Genomic DNA, 18806 nt, shown 5'->3' on the forward strand with positions numbered 1-18806 from the left:
ATTGGACCGCGGCAGTATGACCCCGCCATGACAGCGCGGGATCGATGAAAACCCGTGCGCCCGAATGCGCGAAGGGCGCGCCGAGAATCCCGGCGCGCCCTTCGAGGGAGCAAAAAAAGACGGTGGGCCGCTACTTGCCGCGCCGCACCCTTCGGATCTCGTCGAGGATCAGGCAGATCGCGCCGAGCGTGATCGCGCTGTCGGCCGCGTTGAAGGCCGGGAAGTACCAGCCGCCCGCGTGGAAGCTCAGGAAGTCCACCACGTAGCCGTGCATCATCCGGTCGACCACGTTGCCGATGGCGCCGCCCAGGATGCAGGCCATGGAGAACGAGAACAGCTTCTGGCCCGCGTGCGACTTCAGCATCCAGACGATGAACACGGCCGCCGCCACGCCGATGCCGGTGAACAGCCAGCGCTGCCAGCCCGAATGGTCGGCCAGGAACGAGAAGGCCGCGCCCGTGTTGTGCGCGCGCACGACGTTGAAGAAGCTGGTGACGTAGGTGGCGTCGCCGAGCTTGTAGTAGCCGAGGATCAGCGTCTTGGTGAACTGGTCGATGATCACGATGATCAGTGCCAGCGCGAGCCAGGGCCAGATGCCGGCGCCGCGCGAGCGCGAGGCCGAGACGGTGCGGGTGGCGGCCATCAGGCGAAGCTCCTCGATTCGCCGGCGCCGAACAGGTTGCTGGTGCAGCGACCGCAGATCGTCGGATGGGCCGGATCGTGGCCCACGTCCTCGCGGTAATGCCAGCAGCGCTCGCATTTCTGCGCCGTGCTCGGCGCGACCGCCGTGGCCAGCGCCTCGCCCGCGGCCAGCTCGATCGCCGAGGCGATGAAGACGAACTTCAGGTCCTCGCCGAGCGAGCCCAGCAGCGCGAAGTCCTCGGCCGGCGCCGTCACGCGCAGGTTGGCCTGCAGCGAGGAGCCGACCTTGCCCTCGGCGCGCACCGTCTCGATCTCCTTGTTCACCGCGTCGCGGATCTCGCGGATGCGGCTCCACTTGGCGAGCAGCGCTTCGTCGGGCGCCTCGAACTTGCTGTAGGTCTGCGTGAAGATCGATTCGCCCGGCTTGCCGGTGCCCACGATCTTCCAGGCCTCCTCGGCCGTGAAGCTCAGGAACGGCGCCATCCAGCGCAGCATCGCCTGCGCGATGTGCCACAGCGCGGTCTGCGCGCTGCGGCGCGCGCGAGAGCCCGGCGCGCTGGTGTAGAGCCGGTCTTTGAGGATGTCGAGGTAGAAGCCGCCGAGGTCTTCCGAGCAGTAGATCTGCAGCTTGGCAACCACCGGGTGGAACTCGTAGACCTTGTAGTGCGCGAGGATCTCGTCCTGGAACTGCGCGGCGCGCGCGAGCGCGTAGCGGTCGATCTCGAACAGCTCCGCCAGCGGCACCGCGTCCTTGGCGATGTCGAAGTCGCTGGTGTTCGCGAGCAGGAAGCGCAGCGTGTTGCGGATGCGGCGGTACGAGTCGACCACGCGCTCGAGGATCTTGTTGTCGCCTGCGATGTCGCCCGAGTAGTCGCTCGCGGCCACCCAGAGGCGGATGATTTCCGAGCCCAGCTTCTTGCTGACTTCCTGCGGATCGATGCCGTTGCCGCGCGACTTGCTCATCTTGATGCCGTTGGCATCGACCGTGAAGCCGTGCGTCAGCAGGCCCTTGTAGGGCGCGCGGTCTTCGAGCGCGCAGGCCAGCAGCAGCGACGAGTGGAACCAGCCGCGATGCTGGTCGTGGCCTTCGAGGTAGAGGTCGGCCTCGGGGCCGGTCTCGTGGTGCACCGTGGGGTGCGTGCCGCGCAGCACGTGATAGAAGGTCGAGCCCGAGTCGAACCACACCTCGAGGATGTCGGTGCTCTTGGTGTAGCTCGGCGCGTCCTCGGCGCCGAGGATCTCTTCGACCGTCACGCGGCTCCAGGCCTCGATGCCGCCCTTCTCGACGATGTCGGCGGCCTGGTCGAGGATCTCCATCGTGCGCGGATGCAGCTCGCCCGAGTCCTTGTGCAGGAAGAAGGGGATCGGCACGCCCCAGCTGCGCTGGCGGCTGATGCACCAGTCGGGCCGGCCGGCGATCATGTCGTGCAGGCGGGCCTTGCCGTTCTCCGGATAGAAGCTGGTCTGCTCGATCGCGTCGAGCGCGGTCTGGCGCAGCGTCTTGGGCGCCTTGTCCTTGGTGAACACGCCCTCGCCCTCGTCCATGCGGATGAACCACTGGGCCGCGGCGCGGTAGATCACCGGCGTCTTGTGGCGCCAGCAATGCGGGTAGCTGTGGCTGATGGTCTCGGTGGTCAGCAGGCGGTTGGCATCGCGCAGCGCGGCGATGATCACCGGCACGGCCTTCCAGATGTTCTGGCCGCCGAACAGCGGGAAGTCCGGCGCGTAGCTGCCGTTGCCCTGCACCGGGTTCAGGATGTCGTCGTAGGCCACGCCATGGGCGACGCAGGAGTTGAAGTCGTCCAGGCCGTAGGCGGGCGAGGAATGGACCAGGCCGGTGCCGTCGGTGGCGGTGGCGTAGTCGGCCAGGTAGATCGGCGACAGGCGGCGGTAGCCGGCGTCGACGTCGTACAGCGGATGCTCGAACTCGAGCCCGCCGAGCGCCTCGCCCTTGACGGTGGCGATCACCTTGCCGTCGAGCGCATAGCGCGTCATGCACATCTCGACCAGCGAGGCGGCCAGGATCAGCAGGCCGCGCTCGGTGTCGACCAGCGCGTACTCGAGCTCGGGGTTGAGGTTGATCGCCTGGTTGGCCGGGATGGTCCAGGCGGTGGTGGTCCAGATGACCGCGAAGACGTCGCCCAGCGCATCGGGCCGGCCGAAGGCGGCGAGCACCTTCTCGCGCTCGTGCGCCTTGAAGGCCACGTCGATGGTCTGGCTCTTCTTGTCGGCGTATTCGATCTCGAACTCGGCCAGCGAGGAACCGCAGTCGAAGCACCAGTAGACCGGCTTCAGGCCGCGGTAGACGAAGCCGCGCTCGATCACGCGCTTGAACGCGCGCAGCTCGCCGGCCTCGTTGGCGAAGTCCATGGTCTTGTAGGGATGGTCCCATTCGCCCAGCACGCCCAGGCGCTGGAAGTCGGCCATCTGCTGGGCGATCTGCTCGGTGGCGTAAGCGCGGCTCTTGGCCTGCATCTCGTCGCGGCTCAGGTTGCGGCCGTACTGCTTCTCGATGGCGTTCTCGATCGGCAGGCCGTGGCAGTCCCAGCCCGGCACGTAGAGCGCGTCGTAGCCCTCGAGCTGGCGCGCCTTGGTGATCATGTCCTTGAGGATCTTGTTCACCGCGTGGCCCATGTGGATCTGGCCGTTGGCGTAGGGCGGGCCGTCGTGCAGGATGAACTTGGGCGCGCCGCGGCGGGCCAGGCGCAGGCGGTGGTAGGTGCCGTGCTCGGCGTCGTTCCATTCCTTGACCCAGCCCGGTTCGCGCTTGGGCAGGTCGCCGCGCATCGGGAAGGGGGTGTCGGGCAGGTTCAGCGTGGAACGGTAATCGGTGGGGGCAGCAGCGTCAGACATGTTGGGGGTGCGAAACAGTGGGCTTCGACAGGCTCAGCCCGAACGGCACAAAGGGCGTCGGTGCGGAAGAAAAGCCGTTCGCCCTGAGCTTGTCGAAGGGCGGCAGCACGGAGCGTGCAGGGCTAAATTCGATCGCGCGTGGTCTGGCGGTGGGTTTCTGCGTGGGTGGATGCAAAGAAGGCACGCGCGTCGCGTCCATCCTTCGCGATGCCCGCGGTGAGGGCTTCGAGGCTGGTATAGCGCAATTCGTCGTGCAATTTGTGCAGCAGTTCCACGCGCACGATTTTACCGTAGGCCCCTTCGGCGCCCAGGTGAGAGGGCCACTCGAGGCAGTGGGTCTCGAGCAGGACCCGGCCGGCATTGACGTCGTTCGGGTCGAGCGAGGGCCGCACGCCGAGGTTGGCGACGCCCGGCAGCGGCCGCTCGGACAGGCCATGCACCAGCACCACGAAGATGCCGCTGGCCGCGGGTTTCCAGTGCTTGAAGCGCAGGTTGAGGGTGCGGAAGCCGTCGTCCTGCCCCGGTGCCGAGGCGCCGAGCGCGCGGCCCAGCTTGCGCCCGTGCACCACGTGGCCCGAGATGGCGTAGGGCCGGCCCAGCAGGGTCTGGGCGTCGGCCATGCGGCCTTCGGCCAGCGCCTCGCGCACGGCTGAGCTCGACACGCGCAGGCCGTGCACCTCGTAGCTGTTCATGCGCGCGACATCGAAACCGCGCGCATCGCCGGCCGCGTCGAGCATGGCGTAGTCGCCGGCCCGCCGGGCGCCGAAGCGGAAGTCGTCGCCCACCAGCACGTAGCGCGCGCCCAGGCCGTCGACCAGCACGTTCTGGATGAATTCCTCGGGCGACTGCGAGGCGAGCCGGGCATCGAAGGGCAGCACCACGGTCTGCGCGACGCCACAGGCGGCCAGCTCGCCGAGCTTGTCGCGCAGCGTGCCGATGCGCGCCGGCGCGAGTTCGGGCTTCTTCGCGAGCGCGGCGAAATAGTCGCGCGGATGGGGCTCGAAGGTCAGCACGCAGCTCGGCAGGCCGCGTTGCCGCGCCTCGGTCTGCAGGAGCGCCAGCATGGCCTGGTGGCCGCGGTGGACGCCGTCGAAATTGCCGATGGTCAAGGCGCAGGCCGGAGCCACGCCCGGGTGCCGGAAGCCGCGGAAAACCTGCATGGGTGAATATCTTTTTGATAGCGCCTGTCGCCCGCCGAATGGGCTCATCAGGCCGTTTTGTCACAAAGCCGGTATATTGTGACGCAGTGCGCCGATCCGCGAGGTCGCCGACGCGCTCCGTGTCCCGGGTCTCTCCGTGTTTCTTTCGTTCTGTCGAGGAGGCGTGTGGTGAAGGTCTTGAAGCTGTCGGCCCAAGGGCTGCCCCAGTCGTGGATTTCGCTCGAACAGGCGGTGATCCACTATGCAGCGGACGAAGTCCGCTGGGAGGCTGGCGGCCAGGTGGCCCTGTTCCGCGGCGGCCACAACGCGATGACGGGCGAGCAGTCGCAGATTGCCGTCAACAGCATCATCGGCACCAAGGGCGTGCCGCGCATCAACCCCTTCACCCAGCGTCCGGGCCTCACCAACAGCAAGCTGTTCGCGCGCGACCGCAACGTCTGCGCCTACTGCGGCGGCCACTTCCACGAAGACGAGCTGACCCGCGAGCACATCATTCCGTTCGCGCAGCGCGGCATCGACACCTGGATGAACGTGGTCACGGCCTGCAAGCCCTGCAACCACCGCAAGAGCAGCCGCACCCCCGAGCAGGCCAACATGCCGCTCTTGTACGCGCCCTACGTGCCCAGCCTCTGGGAGGACTTCATCCTGCGCAACCGCCGCATCCTGGCGGACCAGATGGAATTCCTGATGGCGCACCTGCCGCAGAGTTCGCGGCTGCACGACAGCTAGCTGGCCGGGTTCAGGCTTTCCAGGCCGGCGGGCGCTTCTCGATGAAGGCCTGCACGCCTTCGAGCGCACTCGCATCCATCATGTTGCAGGCCATGGTCTGGCTGGCGTCCGCCAGCGCCGGCGCGATGCCCGTCTCGAGCTGCCGGTAGAACAGCGCCTTGCCGAGCGCCAGCGCGGTGCGCGGCTTGGCGACGATGCTGGCCAGCAGCGCCTCGAGCGCGGCATCGAGTTCGGCGGGCGGCGCCACGCGGTTGACCAGGCCCTTCTCGCGCGCCTCCTCGGCACCGATGAATTCGCCGGTGACGAGCATCTCGAAGGCCTCCTTGCGGCCCAGGTTGCGCGACAGCGTCACGCTCGGCGTGGCGCAGAACAGCCCGACGTTGACGCCGCTGACCGCGAAGCGCGCCTCGCTCGAGGCCACGGCGAGGTCGCACACCGCCACCAGCTGGCAGCCCGCGGCCGTCGCGATGCCGTGCACGCGCGCGATGACGGGCACCGGCAGCCGCTGCAGCGACAGCATCATCTCGCCGCAGCGCGCGAACAGGCGCTGGTAGTAGTCGAGCGCGGGCGCGGCGCGCATTTCCTTCAGGTCGTGGCCGGCGCAGAAGGCCTTGCCGGCGCCCGCGATCACGACGGCACGCACCGTGTCGTCGGCCGCGATGCCGGCGATGGCGTCCTCGAGGGCGCCCAGCATGCCCTCGGACAGCGCATTGAACGCGCCCGGGCGGTTGAGCGTGAGCGTGACCACGCCGCGGGCGTCGCGGGCCTCGAGCACGAAGGGGGAGCTGTCGTTCATCGCATGCCGCCTTTTCTTCAGTAGGTCAGTTCCAGCACAGTGACATGGCCCTTGACCGCGGGCCAGGTGAGCCCCGTGAGGCGCTCGCCATTGAACTCGCCCGTGACCGCGCGCTGCGGCTCGGAGCCCGTCTCGCGCAAGCGCGAGCTCGACACGCCGGCCCCCTTGGGCGGCACCCCGGCCGGCGGGCTCTTGCCGTCGAAGCGCATGGTGTCGCGCTGCGCGTCGAAATAGCCGCGCGGCCGCGTGAAGACGGCGACCGCGTTGGCGCTGCCGTCGGCCGGCACGATCGGGTCGAGCCGCAGGTTCACGAGGCTGCTGCCGCGCGGGAACGGGCTGCGGTAGATGTGGGTGACGCTGGTTTGGGTATCGAGTACGAATTCGTAGGCCGCATCGGGGCGCGCGCTGAAGGGCCCCCAGCGGCCGTCGGCGCCGACGGTCTTGCGGTGCACGGGCTCGCCGAGCCGCCGGCCCGTGGCTGGATCGACCGCGTACACCAGCACTTGCGCGCCGGCCAGCGACTGGTTCTCCGCGCCGATCGCACGGCCGTCGAGCACCACGTTGGCCTCGCGCGTGATCTCCGGGTTGCGCGGCGCCTCGCCCGTGAGGAACTGCCAGGTCGCCGCGAAGGCCGCGGGCGAGAACGAGGTCTCGCGATGGTCGACCCGCGGCAGCACGGTGTTGGTCGAGCCCTTGAGCGCCGGGCCGTCGAAGCCGATGTTCGTCGGCTTGCCGGGCGACCCGATCCACAGGCCGTCCGGTTGGGCGTACTTGTCGTTGTTGTCCGAGCGCAGCGTGAGCCACTTCACGCCGGGCGTCACCTCGTCGCCGTTCGGGCCCTTGGGTGCGTTGAGCTGCCGCATGAAGGGCGACAGCCCCGAGAACTCGTTGTTCTCGCGCAGGCCCGGCACGGCCCAGATGCCGTGCGCCGGGTTGCCGCCGAGCACCACGTGGCTGACGACGGCCGCGCCGCCGCCGTTCTGCACGTAGTTGCGGATGGTGTTGCCGCCGCGCGAGTTGCCGATCAGCACGACCCTGGCCGCGCCGGTGGCGCGCAGCACCTGCTCGACCCGGTCCTTGAGGAAGGCGGCCGATTCCGCGGTGGAACTGCGCCCGGCCTGGGCCACGCCGTCGTCGTCGCGCGCCAGCGGCAGGGGCTGGTCGAAGGCGAACAGCCGCTCGCGCGGCCAGCCGTTCGACTCGAAGCGCCAGAGCGTGGTCTGCCACAGCGCGGCCGAGTCGCCGTTGCCGTGCACGAAGACGATGGGCGGGCGGTCGGCGAGCGAGGGCATGGCGGTCGGCGCATTGGCGCAGGCGGTCAACAGGAGGGCGGGGGACGCGAGCAGCCCGGCGAGGACCGGCGGCGCGCCGAGGAGGAGGGTGCGGCGGGATTGCATGGTCGGTCTTCGTGGTTGCGTTGCGGCTGCCGTTCCGAATGAAAAACGCCCGCCGGCGCGAAGGCGGGCGGGCGTTGGATGCTAAGAGAAAAGCACCGTCAGGCGAAGACGCCGGCCGTGTCCTGCATGCGCGCCGACACCTCGCCCAGGTGGTGGAAGCTGTCGCCGAAGCTCATCTCGAGCTGCGTGAGCTTGCGGAAGTAGTGGCTGCCGATGTATTCGTCGGTCACGCCGATGCCGCCATGCAGCTGCACCGAGTTCTGGCCCACGAAGCGCATCGACACGCCGAGCTGGTACTTGGCGCGCGCCAGCGCCTGGCGCCGCTCGGCCGCGGGGGCGTTGAGCTTGAGCGTGGCGTAGTAGCTCATCGAGCGCGCGAGCTCGAGCTGCATCTTCATGTCGGCGACGCGGTGGCGCAGCGCCTGGAAGCTCGAGATCACCACGCCGAACTGCTTGCGCTGGTTCATGTAGTCGACCGTCACGTCCACCGTCTTGTCGAGCACGCCCACCGCTTCGGCGCAGGTGGCGGCGATGCCGACGTCGACCGCGTACTCGAGGGCCGCGAGGCCGTCGGCCGTGACCAGCGTGGCGTCGGCCTTGTCGAACACCACCTCGGCGGCGCGGCTGCCGTCCTGCGTGCCGTAGCCGCGCGCTTCCACGCCGCTGGCGCTGCGCTCGACCAGGAACAGGGCGATCTTGCCGTCGGCCTGGGCGGGCACGAGGTAGGCATCGGCCTGGTCGCCGATGGCCACCAGGCTCTTGGCGCCGGTCAGGCTCCAGCCCTCGCCGGCCTTCACGGCCTTGGCTTCGCAGACGTCGAGGCGATAGCGCGCCTTGCGTTCCTGGTAGGCCAGCACCACGATGGCCTCGCCACCCGCGATGCGCGGCAGCCAGGCTTTCTTGAGCGCGTCGCCCGCGTAGCCGCCGAGCACGGCGCCGGCTATCAGCGTCTGCGCGAAGGGCTCGAGCACGATGCCGCGGCCCAGTTCTTCCATCACGACCATGCCGGCCACCGGGCCCATGCCCAGGCCGCCGTCGTCCTCGGAAATGTAGAGGCCGCCGAGGCCGAGCTCGGCCAGTTCGTCCCAGGCCTCGCGCGAGAAACCGCCCTTGGCCTCGATGCCGCGGCGGCGCTCGAAGTCATAGCCCTTGTCGACCCATTTGCGGACGGCGTCGCGCAGTTGTTCCTGGTCGTCGGTGAAATTGAAATCCATGTCTTTGTCTCCTCAGCCCAGCACCGTCTGCGCGACGATGTTGCGTTGCACTTCGTTCGAGCCACCGTAGATGGTGGTCTTGCGCATGTTGAAGAAGGTCGACGACAGCGGCGCGAGCGCCGGGTTGCCGCCCGGGAAGTTGCCCTGCCAGCCGGCGGCCATGGCTTCGCGGATCAGCGGCAGCGCATAGGGGCCGCCCGCGAGCATCATCAGCTCGCTGTAGCGTTGCTGGATCTCGCTGCCACGGATCTTGAGCAGGCCGGCCACGTCGAGCGAGTTCTTGCCCGAGGTGGCGGCCGACAGCACGCGCAGCACCATCATCTCGAGCGCGACGATGTCGACCTCGAGCCTGGCGATCTCGTCGCGGAAGCGGGCGTCGTCGTACACGCCCTCGGTCTTCGCGATGCGCTTGAGGCGCTCGAGCTCGCGCTTGGCGCGGTTGACGTCGGCGATGTTGGTGCGCTCGTGCGAGAGCAGGTGCTTGGCGTAGGTCCAGCCCTTGTTCTCCTCGCCGATCAGGTTCTCGGCCGGCACCTCGACGTTGTCGAAGAACACCTCGTTGACTTCATGGCCGCCGTCGAGCAGCTTGATCGGGCGCACGGTGACGCCGGGCGACTTCATGTCGAGCAGCAGGAAGCTGATGCCGGTCTGGGGCTTGCCCTCGCTGCTGGTGCGCACGAGGTTGAACATCCAGTCGCCGTACTGGCCGAGCGTGGTCCAGGTCTTCTGGCCGTTGACGATGTACTTGTCGCCCTGGCGTTCGGCCTTGGTCTTGAGCGAGGCGAGGTCGGAGCCCGAGCCCGGTTCGCTGTAGCCCTGGCTCCACCAGACCTCGCCGCTGGCGATGCCGGGCAGGAAGCGCTTCTGCTGTTCGGGGTTGCCGAAGGCCATGATGACCGGGGCCACCATCACCGGGCCGAAGGGCACGATGCGCGGCGCGCCGGCCAGCGCGGTTTCTTCCTCGAACAGGTGGCGCTGCACGGCGGTCCAGCCGGGACCGCCGAATTCCTTGGGCCAGCCGTAGCCCAGCCAGCCCTTCTTGCCGAGGATCTTGGCCCAGGTCTGCATATCGTCGCGCGTGAGTTCCAGCGCGTTGTGGACCTTGGTGGAGATTTCCTTGGGAAGGTTTTCTTTGACCCATGCGCGAATCTCTTCGCGGAACTGCTGTTCTTCGGGCGTGAAGCTCAAATCCATGCGTGCCTCGCTGTGTTGATCGTCGGTGCACCGCAGACGCGGCGTGTCTCCGGAGCCATGAGTTTTAGCACGGTCGTGCTGCAAATCGCTGTCCGCGCGGCGACAAGTCTGGGTGCGCGGACCTCGCGCGGCAAGGGGGAGGGCGGGAAAAGGGCGCTTTCACGGGCACGGATAATCCCGCCTCCCATGAAGAACATCGTGATCCTGATCTCCGGCGGCGGCTCCAACATGGAGGCCATCGTGCGCGCCGCGGCGCGCGACCGCTGGGCCGAACGCTTCGGTGCCCGCGTCGCCGCCGTCGTCAGCAACAAGGCGGAGGCGGGCGGCCTGGCGCTGGCCCGGGCGCAGGGCATCGCGACCGCGGTGGTGCCGCACAAGGATTTCGCGAGCCGCGAAACCTTCGACCAGGCGCTCGCCGTGGCGGTCGACGCGCATGCGCCGGCACTGGTGGTGCTCGCGGGCTTCATGCGCATCCTGACGCCCGGCTTCGTCGAGCGCTATGCCGGTCGGCTGGTGAACATCCATCCCTCGCTGCTGCCGGCCTTCCCGGGCCTGCACACCCACCAGCGCGCGATCGACGCGGGCTGCAAGGTGGCCGGCGTCACGGTGCACCAGGTCACGACCGAGCTCGACCACGGCCCGATCCTGGCGCAGGCCGTGGTGCCGGTGCTGCCCGACGACACGGCGGCAACGCTCGCCGGCCGGGTGCTCGCCCAGGAGCACCAGTTGTATCCACGCGCCATCGCCCAGTGGCTGGCGGATACATTGGGACACAATCCTTAAAGAACTTGTTTATATTCGCGGGTTTTCGGGAGTCGCAGTGAAAACCCAATCGCTACTGTCCACGATCGCCGGCGTCGCCCTGATGGCAGGCTGCGCCGCTCCGGCCCCGCCGCCGCCCGCCGCACCGGCGCCGCCGCCCGCCCCGGTGTTCCAGTGCGGTGCCGACGGTGCCCGTTTCGCCGTGGGTCAGCAGCTCACGCCGCAGCTCGAAGCCGCCGCCAGGGTGCGCGCGGGTGCCGGCACGGTGCGCGTGCTCAAGCCCGGCGATGCCGCGACCACCGAGCTCGATGGCGGGCGCCTCAACCTCGACGTCGATGCGCGCAACCGGGTGACGGACGTCCGCTGCGGCTGAGCGGCTCGCCCCGATTTCCCGAACGGACGGCGAACCGGCGACGCAGGATGAGCGCCGATGCCCGTTCAGCCTTCGATCCGCGCGAAGCGCGGCTGCAGCCGGCCGTCGATGTCCACGGTTTCCTCGAACATCGCGGCCGGGCGCACCCACAGGCCACGGGCGCCGTAGAGCGCGCGGTAGAGCGTCATCGGTTCCAGGGTCTCGCTGTGGCGCACGGTGTCCAGCACCTCGTATTCCCCGCCCTTGTAGTGGCGGTAGCGGCCCGGCGGGGTCTGGATCAGGGGCGGCAGGTCGTCGTCGGTCACGGGGTCGTTTCTTTCTTTGTCAGGAGTCGGGGCCGCCGGCAGGCATGCCGGGGCCGGCGGAAGTACCGGAATGGATCGCGCTGATTTTGTCCATCTCGTCCGGCTGAGCGAGCATGCCAGTGCGGAGGACAGCGCGCGCTACCGCCGCGGCGTGGCGGCGTTCGCGGCGCTGGGCTATCTCTGGGTGCTGGCCTGCCTCGGGCTGGCGATGGGGCTGATCGTCTGGGTCGCCGTGTCGCTGGGCGACGGGCGCTTCAGCGTCTCGCGCGGCTGGCTGCTGCTGTTCGGCCTGGGCCTGCTGTGGGCCACGGTGCGCGCGCTGTGGGTGCGCTTCGACGAGCCGGACGGCCTGGAGCTCTCGCGCGAGGACGCGCCCCAGCTGTTCGAGGCGCTCGACCGCATCCGCAGCAAGATCAAGGGGCCGCCGGTCCATCACGTCTACCTCGACGACGATTTCAACGCCAGCATCCGCCAGGTGCCGCGCTTCGGGCTCTTCGGCGGCGCGGTCAATTCGCTGAGCATCGGGCTGCCGCTCCTGATGATGCTCGACCGGCGGCGGCTGCTGTCGGTGCTCGCGCACGAGTACGGCCACCTGCGCGGCAACCACGGCAAGCTCAGCGCCTGGATCTACCGCACGCGGCTGTCGTGGCTCAAGCTCGACGCCAACCTGCAGCGCAACGAAGGCGTGATGGCGATCGTCTCGCAGGCCTTCTTCCGCTGGTACTTCCCGCGCTTCGCGGCCAAGACCTTCGCGCTCGCGCGGCAGGACGAGTACGAGGCCGACCGCATCTCGGGGCGGCTGCTCGGCACTTCGGTGGCGGCCGCGGCGCTGACCGAGATCTCGATCAAGGCCAACTGGTACGCCAACGAGTTCTGGCCCTGGCACTGGGCCCGGGCCGAGCGCGAGCCGCTGCCGCCGGGGCCCTTCGCGGGGCTGCGCGAGTGCGTCGCGACGCCGCCGGGGCCCGAGTTCGCGCGCCAGGCGCTGCGCGAGGCGATGCGCCGCGTCAGCGACCTGGAAGACACCCATCCGGTGCTGCGCGACCGACTCGAGGCGCTGCGCCAGAAGGCGACGGTGCCGGCCTGGTCGAAGCGGCCGGCGCTCGAGATGCTGGTCGAGGGCCCGCGCTGGATCGCGCACTTCGACGCCCAGTGGCGCCAGGCCCATGCCGCCGACTGGAAGCAGCACCACGCGCACCGCTCGCGCATCCGCGAGCGCATCGCGGTGCTGGCGGCGCGCGGCGAGCGCAACACGCCCGACGAGTGGGTCGAATGGGCCGACGCCGAGCGCCGCCTCGACACCTCGGCGCCGGTGCGCGAGCGCTACGAGCGCGCGCTGCGGATCGCGCCCGAGCACCCGGGCGCCTTGCGCGGCCTGGCGCAGATGATTCCGTCGACCGAGCGCGAGACGCGGCTCGCGGTGCTGGAACGGTTGCACGAAGCGGGTGCCGCGAGCCGCTGGTGGGCCGCCCGCAATGCGGTGGCGGTGCTCGAGAACCCCGACGCCGGTCCGCACGACGAGGCGGGCCTCAAGCACTGGCGCGGCCGCCTGAAGGAGGCTGAGGAGGCCGAGGCGCGCGCCTGGGAGGAGCTGACCGAGACGCCGAGCTTCAGCCAGATCGGCCGGCACGATCTCAACGAGCACGAGCTCGACGAACTGCGGGCCGACCTCGTGCGCAACCTGCCGGTGTCGCGCGCGTGGCTGGTGCGCAAGAACCTGCGCGAGTTTCCGTGGCGGCGCGCCTTCGTCGTCTTCGTCGAGCTGCCGGGGCTGGACGACGAGGAGCGCTGGCAGCTGTGCCGCCAGCTCGAGCAGACCCTGAGCCTGCCCGGCGTGGCGCTGGTGCTGTGGGCCGGGCATTCGCCGACGCTGGAGGACATCGAGCGGCAGGCTTTCGGGGCGGTCTGGACGCGCGGAGCCTGAGGCGGGCGGCGGCTGAGACAATCGGGGCATGCACCCCAAAGCCCTGTTGGAGGCCACCGCCGATCTGGTCGGCCTGGTCCTGAAATTCGATCACCCCGCCGACCAGGTGGTTTCGCGCTTCTTCCGCGACCACCGCGAGTTCGGTCCGCGCGAGCGCGCCACCCTGGCCGAGACGGTCTACACCGTGCTGCGCAAGAAGCTGCTGTTCGATCACCTCTCGCCCTCGGGCAGCGGCCCGAAGGAACGCCGCATGGCGATCCTGGGCTTCCACGGCCCGCGCGACTTCCTCAAGAGCGCGCTCAACGACACCGAGAAGCGCTGGCTCGACAACTGCGACGCGGTCAGCGAGGCCGACCTGCTCGAACGCCATCGCCACAACCTGCCCGAATGGCTGGTGGCGCCGCTCAAGAGCCAGCTCGGCGACGGCTTCTGGCCGCTGGTCCAGAGCCTGCAGCAGCCGGCGCCGCTCGACCTGCGCGTCAATTCCCTGCATGACAAGCGGGCCGACGTGAAGGCGGAGCTTGCCAAGGCTGCTATCAAATCGGAAGCAACGCCGTATTCGCCCTGGGGCTTGCGCCTCGAAGGCAAGCCCGCGCTGACCAAGCTCGACGCCTTCGTGCGCGGCGCCATCGAGGTGCAGGACGAGGGCTCGCAGCTGCTGGCGCTGCTGTTGGACGCCAAGCGCGGCGAGATGGTGGTCGATTTCTGCGCGGGCGCCGGCGGCAAGACGCTGGCGATCGGCGCGGGCATGCGCAACACCGGGAGGCTGTACGCCTTCGACACCTCGGCGCACCGCCTCGACGCGCTCAAGCCCCGGCTGGCGCGCAGCAAGCTCTCGAACGTGCATCCGGCCGCCATCGCGCACGAGCGCGACGACCGGGTGAAGCGGTTGGCGGGCAAGATCGACCGGGTGCTGGTCGATGCGCCGTGCTCGGGGCTCGGGACACTGCGGCGCAATCCGGACCTGAAATGGCGCCAATCGGCCAAGTCGGTGGAGGAGCTGACCGTGAAGCAGGCTGCGATCCTGCAGAGTGCGGCCCGGCTCGTGAAGTCGGGCGGGCGGCTGGTCTACGCCACCTGCAGCGTGCTGCCCGAGGAGAACGAGGCCATCGCGGAGGCTTTCGGCGCCGCGAATCCCGATTTCGTGCCCGTGGACGCGGCGGAACTGCTGGAGGGCCTCAAGGTGGAGCAGGGCGACAGCCTGGTGGCGGGCGGCCCTGACGGACGGCGCTACCTGCGCCTGTGGCCCCATCTGCATGCCACCGACGGTTTCTTTGCCGCCGTGTGGAACCGCAAATAGGTACGGGGCTCCAAAGTTAGGGTAAATCTGCGCAAACCATGGGGTGAAAGGTGAGTGATTCCTGACCCCGGGCCCTAAAATTGCGAGTTACCTGGAAGCCGCACCTTCGTGCGGTTATGGAGTACCTGACTCAATGTTGCTTCCTGACTCCGCCATCCTGAGCGCGGCCATCGACTGGCTCGGAAACGGCCTGTGGGATCTCACCTGGTGGCAGATCGTGCTGTACACGCTCGTCACCACGCACATCACGATCGCCGCCGTGACGATCTTCCTGCACCGGACGCAAACGCACCGGGCGATGGACCTCGGTCCGATCCCGTCGCATTTCTTCCGCTTCTGGCTCTGGCTCGGCACCGGCATGGTGACGAAGGAGTGGGTCGCGATCCACCGCAAGCACCACGCCAAGTGCGAGAGCGAGGAAGATCCGCACAGCCCGCAGGTCAAGGGCATCGAGGAAGTGCTCTGGCGCGGCGCCGAGCTCTACCGCGCGGAGTCGAAGAACAAGGAAACGATGGAGCGCTACGGTCACGGCACGCCCGACGACTGGATCGAGCGCAACCTGTATTCGCGCTACAGCTGGCAGGGCGTGGGCCTGATGCTGGTGATCAACCTGGCGCTGTTCGGCACGCTCGGCATGGCCGTGTGGGCGGTCCAGATGCTGTGGATCCCGATCACCGCCGCCGGCATCATCAACGGCATCGGCCACTATTGGGGCTACCGCAACTTCGAGGCGCCCGACGCCAGCCGCAACATCATGCCCTGGGGCCTGATCATCGGCGGCGAGGAGCTGCACAACAACCACCACACCTACCCGACCTCGGCCAAGTTCTCGGTCAAGAAGTACGAGTTCGACATCGGCTGGATCTACATCCAGATGATGCAGAAGATCGGCTGGGCCAAGGTCAAGAAGGTGCCGCCGAAGATGCAGATCGGCGACATCCAGCCCGTGGCCAACGAGAAGACGCTCGAGGCCGTCATCGCCAACCGCTACGAAGTGATGGCCGGCTATGCGCGCGAAATGCGCCGTGCCACGCAAGAGGAAATCGCCGCGCTCAAGAGCAAGGGCGCCGACCTCTCGGTGCTGAAGGCTGCCAAGCGCTGGATGCACCGCGACGACGACAAGGTGCCCGCATCGGCCCGCTCGCACGTGGTGCAGGCCCGTGCTGCTCACCCGGTGCTCGACAAGATGGCGACCATGCGCGAAGAGCTGCGCCAGCTCTGGCTCAACACCTCGCATTCGCGCGAGCAGCTGGCGGCCGATCTGGCGGCCTGGTGCCATCGCGCGGAAGCCAGCGGCATCGCAGGCCTGCGCGAGTTCTCGACGCGGCTGCGCTCGGCGCGCGCCTGACCTCCGCCGGGGCCTTGGCCCCTGTCAAAAAGCCGGCCCGATGGCCGGTTTTTTTGTGCCCGACGTTTCCGTGGGGAAGGAAATGTGGAGGCCCCTCGGATGGCTGGCCCGCCCCGGTAATTCGTTCCGCTGGCGAAATTCAGGGCAAATAAAAAAGCCCGCAGCTTGCGCGGCGGGCTTTTTGGAAAGAATTCAGGCTGAATTACTTCAGCTTGATTTCCTTGTATTCGACGTGCTTGCGTGCCTTCGGGTCGAACTTCATGATCGACATCTTTTCAGGCATCGTCTTCTTGTTCTTGCTGGTCGTGTAGAAGTGGCCGGTACCCGCGGTGGATTCCAGCTTGATCTTTTCGCGTCCGCCTTTGCTCGTTGCCATGATTCAGCTCCTTAAGCTTGGCCGCGTGCGCGCAGGTCTGCGAGCACGGCGTCAATGCCGTTCTTGTCGATCAGGCGCAGGGCAGCGCTCGAAACACGCAGGCGAACCCAGCGGTTTTCCGTTTCGACCCAGAAACGACGGTATTGCAGGTTCGGCAGGAACCGGCGCTTGGTTTTGTTGTTGGCGTGGGAAACGTTGTTTCCCACCATCGGGCCCTTGCCCGTGACTTCACATACGCGTGCCATGAGGACACTCTTTCTTGAACAGCTGGCACCGGCTCGACAGCAGTGGCCGAGGGTGTTTTGCAGCTTGACCTCGCCAGAAACGGGTGGCGGTACCCCGGATTGCCGCTGACCCCAGGAGGGCGCGATTTCGGCAAAGCCTCGGATTATAGCCCTTTTGGCGGCCCGATAGGAAAGCGCGGCGCTGGCCCATGGAAAAAGGCGGGCACCAGGCCCGCCTCGTCGAGGAGCCTGACGGCTCAGAGCGTGCCGTCCTGCTCCAGGAAGCGCTGCGCATCGAGCGCGGCCATGCAGCCCGTGCCGGCGCTGGTGATGGCCTGGCGGTAGATGTGGTCCTGCACGTCGCCGGCGGCGAACACTCCCGGCACGCTGGTCATGGTGGCGAAGCCCTGCAGGCCCGAGCGCGTGACGATGTAGCCGTCCTTCATGTCGACCTGGCCCTGGAAGATGTCCGTGTTCGGGTGGTGGCCGATCGCGATGAAGCAGCCCTTGAGGTCGATCTGCTCGGTGGCACCGGTCTGCGTGTTCTTGATGCGGATGCCGGTCACGCCGGAATCGTCGCCCAGGACTTCGTCGAGCGTATTGTGTACTTTCAGTTCGATTTTGCCCTCGGCTTCTTTTGCATGAAGCTTGTCGATCAGAATGGGTTCCGCGCGGAATTTGTCGCGGCGATGCACCAGCGTTACTTTTTTCGCGATATTCGAAAGATAAAGCGCTTCTTCGACCGCGGTATTGCCGCCGCCGATCACGCAGACTTCCTGCTCGCGATAGAAGAATCCATCGCAGGTGGCGCAACCCGAAACACCGCGGCCCATGAACTTCTGTTCGGATTCGAGGCCCAGGTACTTGGCCGACGCGCCGGTGGCGATCACGAGTGCATCGCAGGTGTAGGTGCCGCTGTCGCCGGTGAGCGTGAAGGGGCGCTTGCTCAGGTCGACCTTGTTGATGTGGTCGAACACGATCTGGGTCTTGAAGCGCTCGGCATGCTCCAGAAAACGCTGCATGAGGTCGGGACCCTGCACGCCATGCACATCGGCCGGCCAATTGTCGACCTCGGTGGTCGTCATCAATTGCCCGCCCTGTGCCATGCCGGTAATCAGCAAAGGCTGAAGATTTGCACGCGCCGCATAAACGGCAGCCGTATAACCGGCGGGACCTGAGCCCAGAATTAAAACCTTGGCATGTTGGGAAGCGGACATGGTGCGTAAAAACCTAGGAATTGCGCTGATTCAGCGTGTACATTTTGAGGGTGGTAGCGATACATGGGGAGTATCGCCGCTCGGATCAACCACCGAGTGCACGGTGTTTTCAATGCGCGCGATTGTAGTAATCCATCGGCGCGCCGATGGCCCGACCGCAGGAGCGCGCGGTACCAGGGATTGAATGAATGTCGATGCTGTCCAACCTTGAATTGCTCCGGCGCGTTCCGCTGTTCGCGTCGCTGACTCCTTCGCAGTCCGCAAGCATTGCGGATGCGATCATCAAGAAGCGTTTCAAGCGCGCGGAGGTCGTGGTCGAGCAGGGCAAGAAGTCCGATGCGCTCTACATCATCCTGACGGGGCGAGCGCGCGTGACCAGCGCGGACAGCCGCGGCCGCGAGGTCATCCTGGCCACGCTGCATCCCGGCGACTATCTGGGCGAGATGAGCCTGATCGACGACGAGCCGCACTCGGCCACCGTGCGCACCGAGATCCAGTGCGACGTGCTGATGCTGGGCCGCGAAGCCTTCGCGCGCTGCCTGCCCGAGAACTCCTCGATGGCCTACAACATCATGCGCGGCCTGGTGCAGCGCCTGCGCCATGCCGACCGCAAGATCGAGTCGCTCGCGCTGATGGACGTCTACGGCCGTGTCGCGCGCTCGCTGCTCGAGTTCGCGGTCGACGATGGCGCCGGCAACCTCAAGGTGCGCGAGAAGATCTCGCGCCAGGACCTCGCGAAGATGGTCGGTGCCTCGCGCGAGATGGTGAGCCGCGTGATGAAGGACCTCGAGGAGCGCGGTTTCGTGCAGACCCTCGAGGACGGCTCGATGATCGTCAAGGAGCGCCTGCTGTCGCTGGCCTGAGCCGGCACGGGGCGTGAAAGAAGGTGTGAGCGAAACTGCCGCGGCCCGTGGACGCGGCAGAATAGCCGCGGCCCTTTTCGTTGTAGTGTTCGTGCCGCCAGACCCGCATGCTGCCGGTCTGGCCGCCAG

18 protein-coding genes are annotated in these 18806 nt (G+C 67.8%); 7 read left to right on the top strand and 11 right to left on the bottom strand.

Annotated features, from left to right (window positions below; genetic code table 11):
• Positions 1 to 130 precede the first annotated feature (130 nt).
• From lspA to R0232_RS08585, 3 genes are all read right to left on the bottom strand, one after another.
• Complete coding sequence (lspA, locus tag R0232_RS08575; protein WP_093355750.1) at positions 131 to 643, bottom strand: signal peptidase II; 513 nt, start codon at positions 641 to 643, stop codon at positions 131 to 133.
• A complete protein-coding gene (ileS, locus tag R0232_RS08580; protein ID WP_431511846.1) occupies positions 643 to 3495 on the bottom strand; it encodes an isoleucine--tRNA ligase in 2853 nt (950 codons plus the stop codon). The genes lspA and ileS overlap by 1 nt, the downstream gene beginning before the upstream one ends.
• A 122-nt stretch (positions 3496 to 3617) precedes the next feature.
• Positions 3618 to 4655 (bottom strand): bifunctional riboflavin kinase/FAD synthetase, encoded by a 1038-nt coding sequence (locus tag R0232_RS08585; RefSeq protein WP_203204731.1) that lies wholly within the window; start codon positions 4653 to 4655, stop codon positions 3618 to 3620.
• A 168-nt stretch (positions 4656 to 4823) separates the two neighbouring features.
• Here R0232_RS08585 and R0232_RS08590 point away from each other — a divergent pair, with 168 nt between their 5' ends.
• Positions 4824 to 5384 carry an HNH endonuclease gene (locus R0232_RS08590; protein ID WP_057595044.1) on the top strand — a complete coding sequence of 187 codons (561 nt, stop codon included), beginning with the start codon at positions 4824 to 4826 and terminating at the stop codon, positions 5382 to 5384.
• Positions 5385 to 5394: 10 nt separating this feature from the next.
• Here the strand turns inward: R0232_RS08590 and R0232_RS08595 are convergent, their stop codons facing one another.
• The 4 genes from R0232_RS08595 to R0232_RS08610 form a co-directional block, all read right to left on the bottom strand.
• Positions 5395 to 6180 (bottom strand): enoyl-CoA hydratase, encoded by a 786-nt coding sequence (locus R0232_RS08595; RefSeq protein WP_093355741.1) that lies wholly within the window; start codon positions 6178 to 6180, stop codon positions 5395 to 5397.
• A gap of 17 nt (positions 6181 to 6197) precedes the next feature.
• On the bottom strand, positions 6198 to 7577 hold the full coding sequence (locus R0232_RS08600) for an alpha/beta fold hydrolase (protein WP_431511847.1): 1380 nt from the start codon (positions 7575 to 7577) through the stop codon (positions 6198 to 6200).
• Positions 7578 to 7675: 98 nt separating this feature from the next.
• Entirely contained in the window at positions 7676 to 8791 is a 1116-nt protein-coding gene (locus tag R0232_RS08605) for an acyl-CoA dehydrogenase family protein (protein ID WP_208509155.1), read from the bottom strand.
• Positions 8792 to 8803: 12 nt separating this feature from the next.
• The gene (locus tag R0232_RS08610; protein ID WP_203204735.1) at positions 8804 to 9985 is read right to left on the bottom strand and encodes an acyl-CoA dehydrogenase family protein; all 1182 of its coding nucleotides are present in this window, start codon (positions 9983 to 9985) and stop codon (positions 8804 to 8806) included.
• 186 nt (positions 9986 to 10171) lie between these two features.
• On the opposite strand from R0232_RS08610, the gene purN reads away from it, so the two are divergent.
• Together purN and R0232_RS08620 are read left to right on the top strand one after the other, a co-directional pair.
• Complete coding sequence (gene purN / locus R0232_RS08615; protein ID WP_431511848.1) at positions 10172 to 10768, top strand: phosphoribosylglycinamide formyltransferase; 597 nt, start codon at positions 10172 to 10174, stop codon at positions 10766 to 10768.
• A 37-nt stretch (positions 10769 to 10805) separates the two neighbouring features.
• Positions 10806 to 11120: an I78 family peptidase inhibitor gene (locus tag R0232_RS08620; protein WP_431511849.1), complete on the top strand. Its 315-nt coding sequence runs from the start codon at positions 10806 to 10808 to the stop codon at positions 11118 to 11120.
• 65 nt (positions 11121 to 11185) lie between these two features.
• Here the strand turns inward: R0232_RS08620 and R0232_RS08625 are convergent, their stop codons facing one another.
• Entirely contained in the window at positions 11186 to 11425 is a 240-nt protein-coding gene (locus R0232_RS08625) for a DUF1653 domain-containing protein (protein WP_093355725.1), read from the bottom strand.
• Between the two features lie 70 nt (positions 11426 to 11495).
• Here R0232_RS08625 and R0232_RS08630 point away from each other — a divergent pair, with 70 nt between their 5' ends.
• The 3 genes from R0232_RS08630 to R0232_RS08640 all read left to right on the top strand — a co-directional run bounded on the left by R0232_RS08630 (position 11496) and on the right by R0232_RS08640 (position 15997).
• Positions 11496 to 13349 (top strand): M48 family metalloprotease, encoded by a 1854-nt coding sequence (locus R0232_RS08630; protein ID WP_431511850.1) that lies wholly within the window; start codon positions 11496 to 11498, stop codon positions 13347 to 13349.
• 28 nt (positions 13350 to 13377) lie between these two features.
• Positions 13378 to 14649: an RsmB/NOP family class I SAM-dependent RNA methyltransferase gene (locus R0232_RS08635; protein WP_431511851.1), complete on the top strand. Its 1272-nt coding sequence runs from the start codon at positions 13378 to 13380 to the stop codon at positions 14647 to 14649.
• A gap of 133 nt (positions 14650 to 14782) precedes the next feature.
• Entirely contained in the window at positions 14783 to 15997 is a 1215-nt protein-coding gene (locus tag R0232_RS08640; RefSeq protein ID WP_093355718.1) for a DesA family fatty acid desaturase, read from the top strand.
• A gap of 202 nt (positions 15998 to 16199) precedes the next feature.
• Here the strand turns inward: R0232_RS08640 and rpmG are convergent, their stop codons facing one another.
• From rpmG to trxB, 3 genes are all read right to left on the bottom strand, one after another.
• Positions 16200 to 16373, bottom strand: a complete 174-nt coding sequence (gene rpmG / locus R0232_RS08645; protein ID WP_007830291.1) for a 50S ribosomal protein L33 — start codon at positions 16371 to 16373, stop codon at positions 16200 to 16202.
• 11 nt (positions 16374 to 16384) lie between these two features.
• Positions 16385 to 16618, bottom strand: a complete 234-nt coding sequence (rpmB, locus tag R0232_RS08650; protein ID WP_028251282.1) for a 50S ribosomal protein L28 — start codon at positions 16616 to 16618, stop codon at positions 16385 to 16387.
• 236 nt (positions 16619 to 16854) lie between these two features.
• Positions 16855 to 17814, bottom strand: a complete 960-nt coding sequence (trxB, locus tag R0232_RS08655) for a thioredoxin-disulfide reductase (protein WP_208508905.1) — start codon at positions 17812 to 17814, stop codon at positions 16855 to 16857.
• A gap of 188 nt (positions 17815 to 18002) precedes the next feature.
• Between trxB and R0232_RS08660 the strand changes: the two genes are divergently transcribed.
• Positions 18003 to 18677 carry a Crp/Fnr family transcriptional regulator gene (locus R0232_RS08660; protein WP_057595021.1) on the top strand — a complete coding sequence of 225 codons (675 nt, stop codon included), beginning with the start codon at positions 18003 to 18005 and terminating at the stop codon, positions 18675 to 18677.
• Positions 18678 to 18806: the final 129 nt, after the last annotated feature.

This window comes from Variovorax sp. DAIF25, assembly GCF_050711835.1.
Classification (GTDB): Bacteria; Pseudomonadota; Gammaproteobacteria; order Burkholderiales; family Burkholderiaceae_C; genus Variovorax.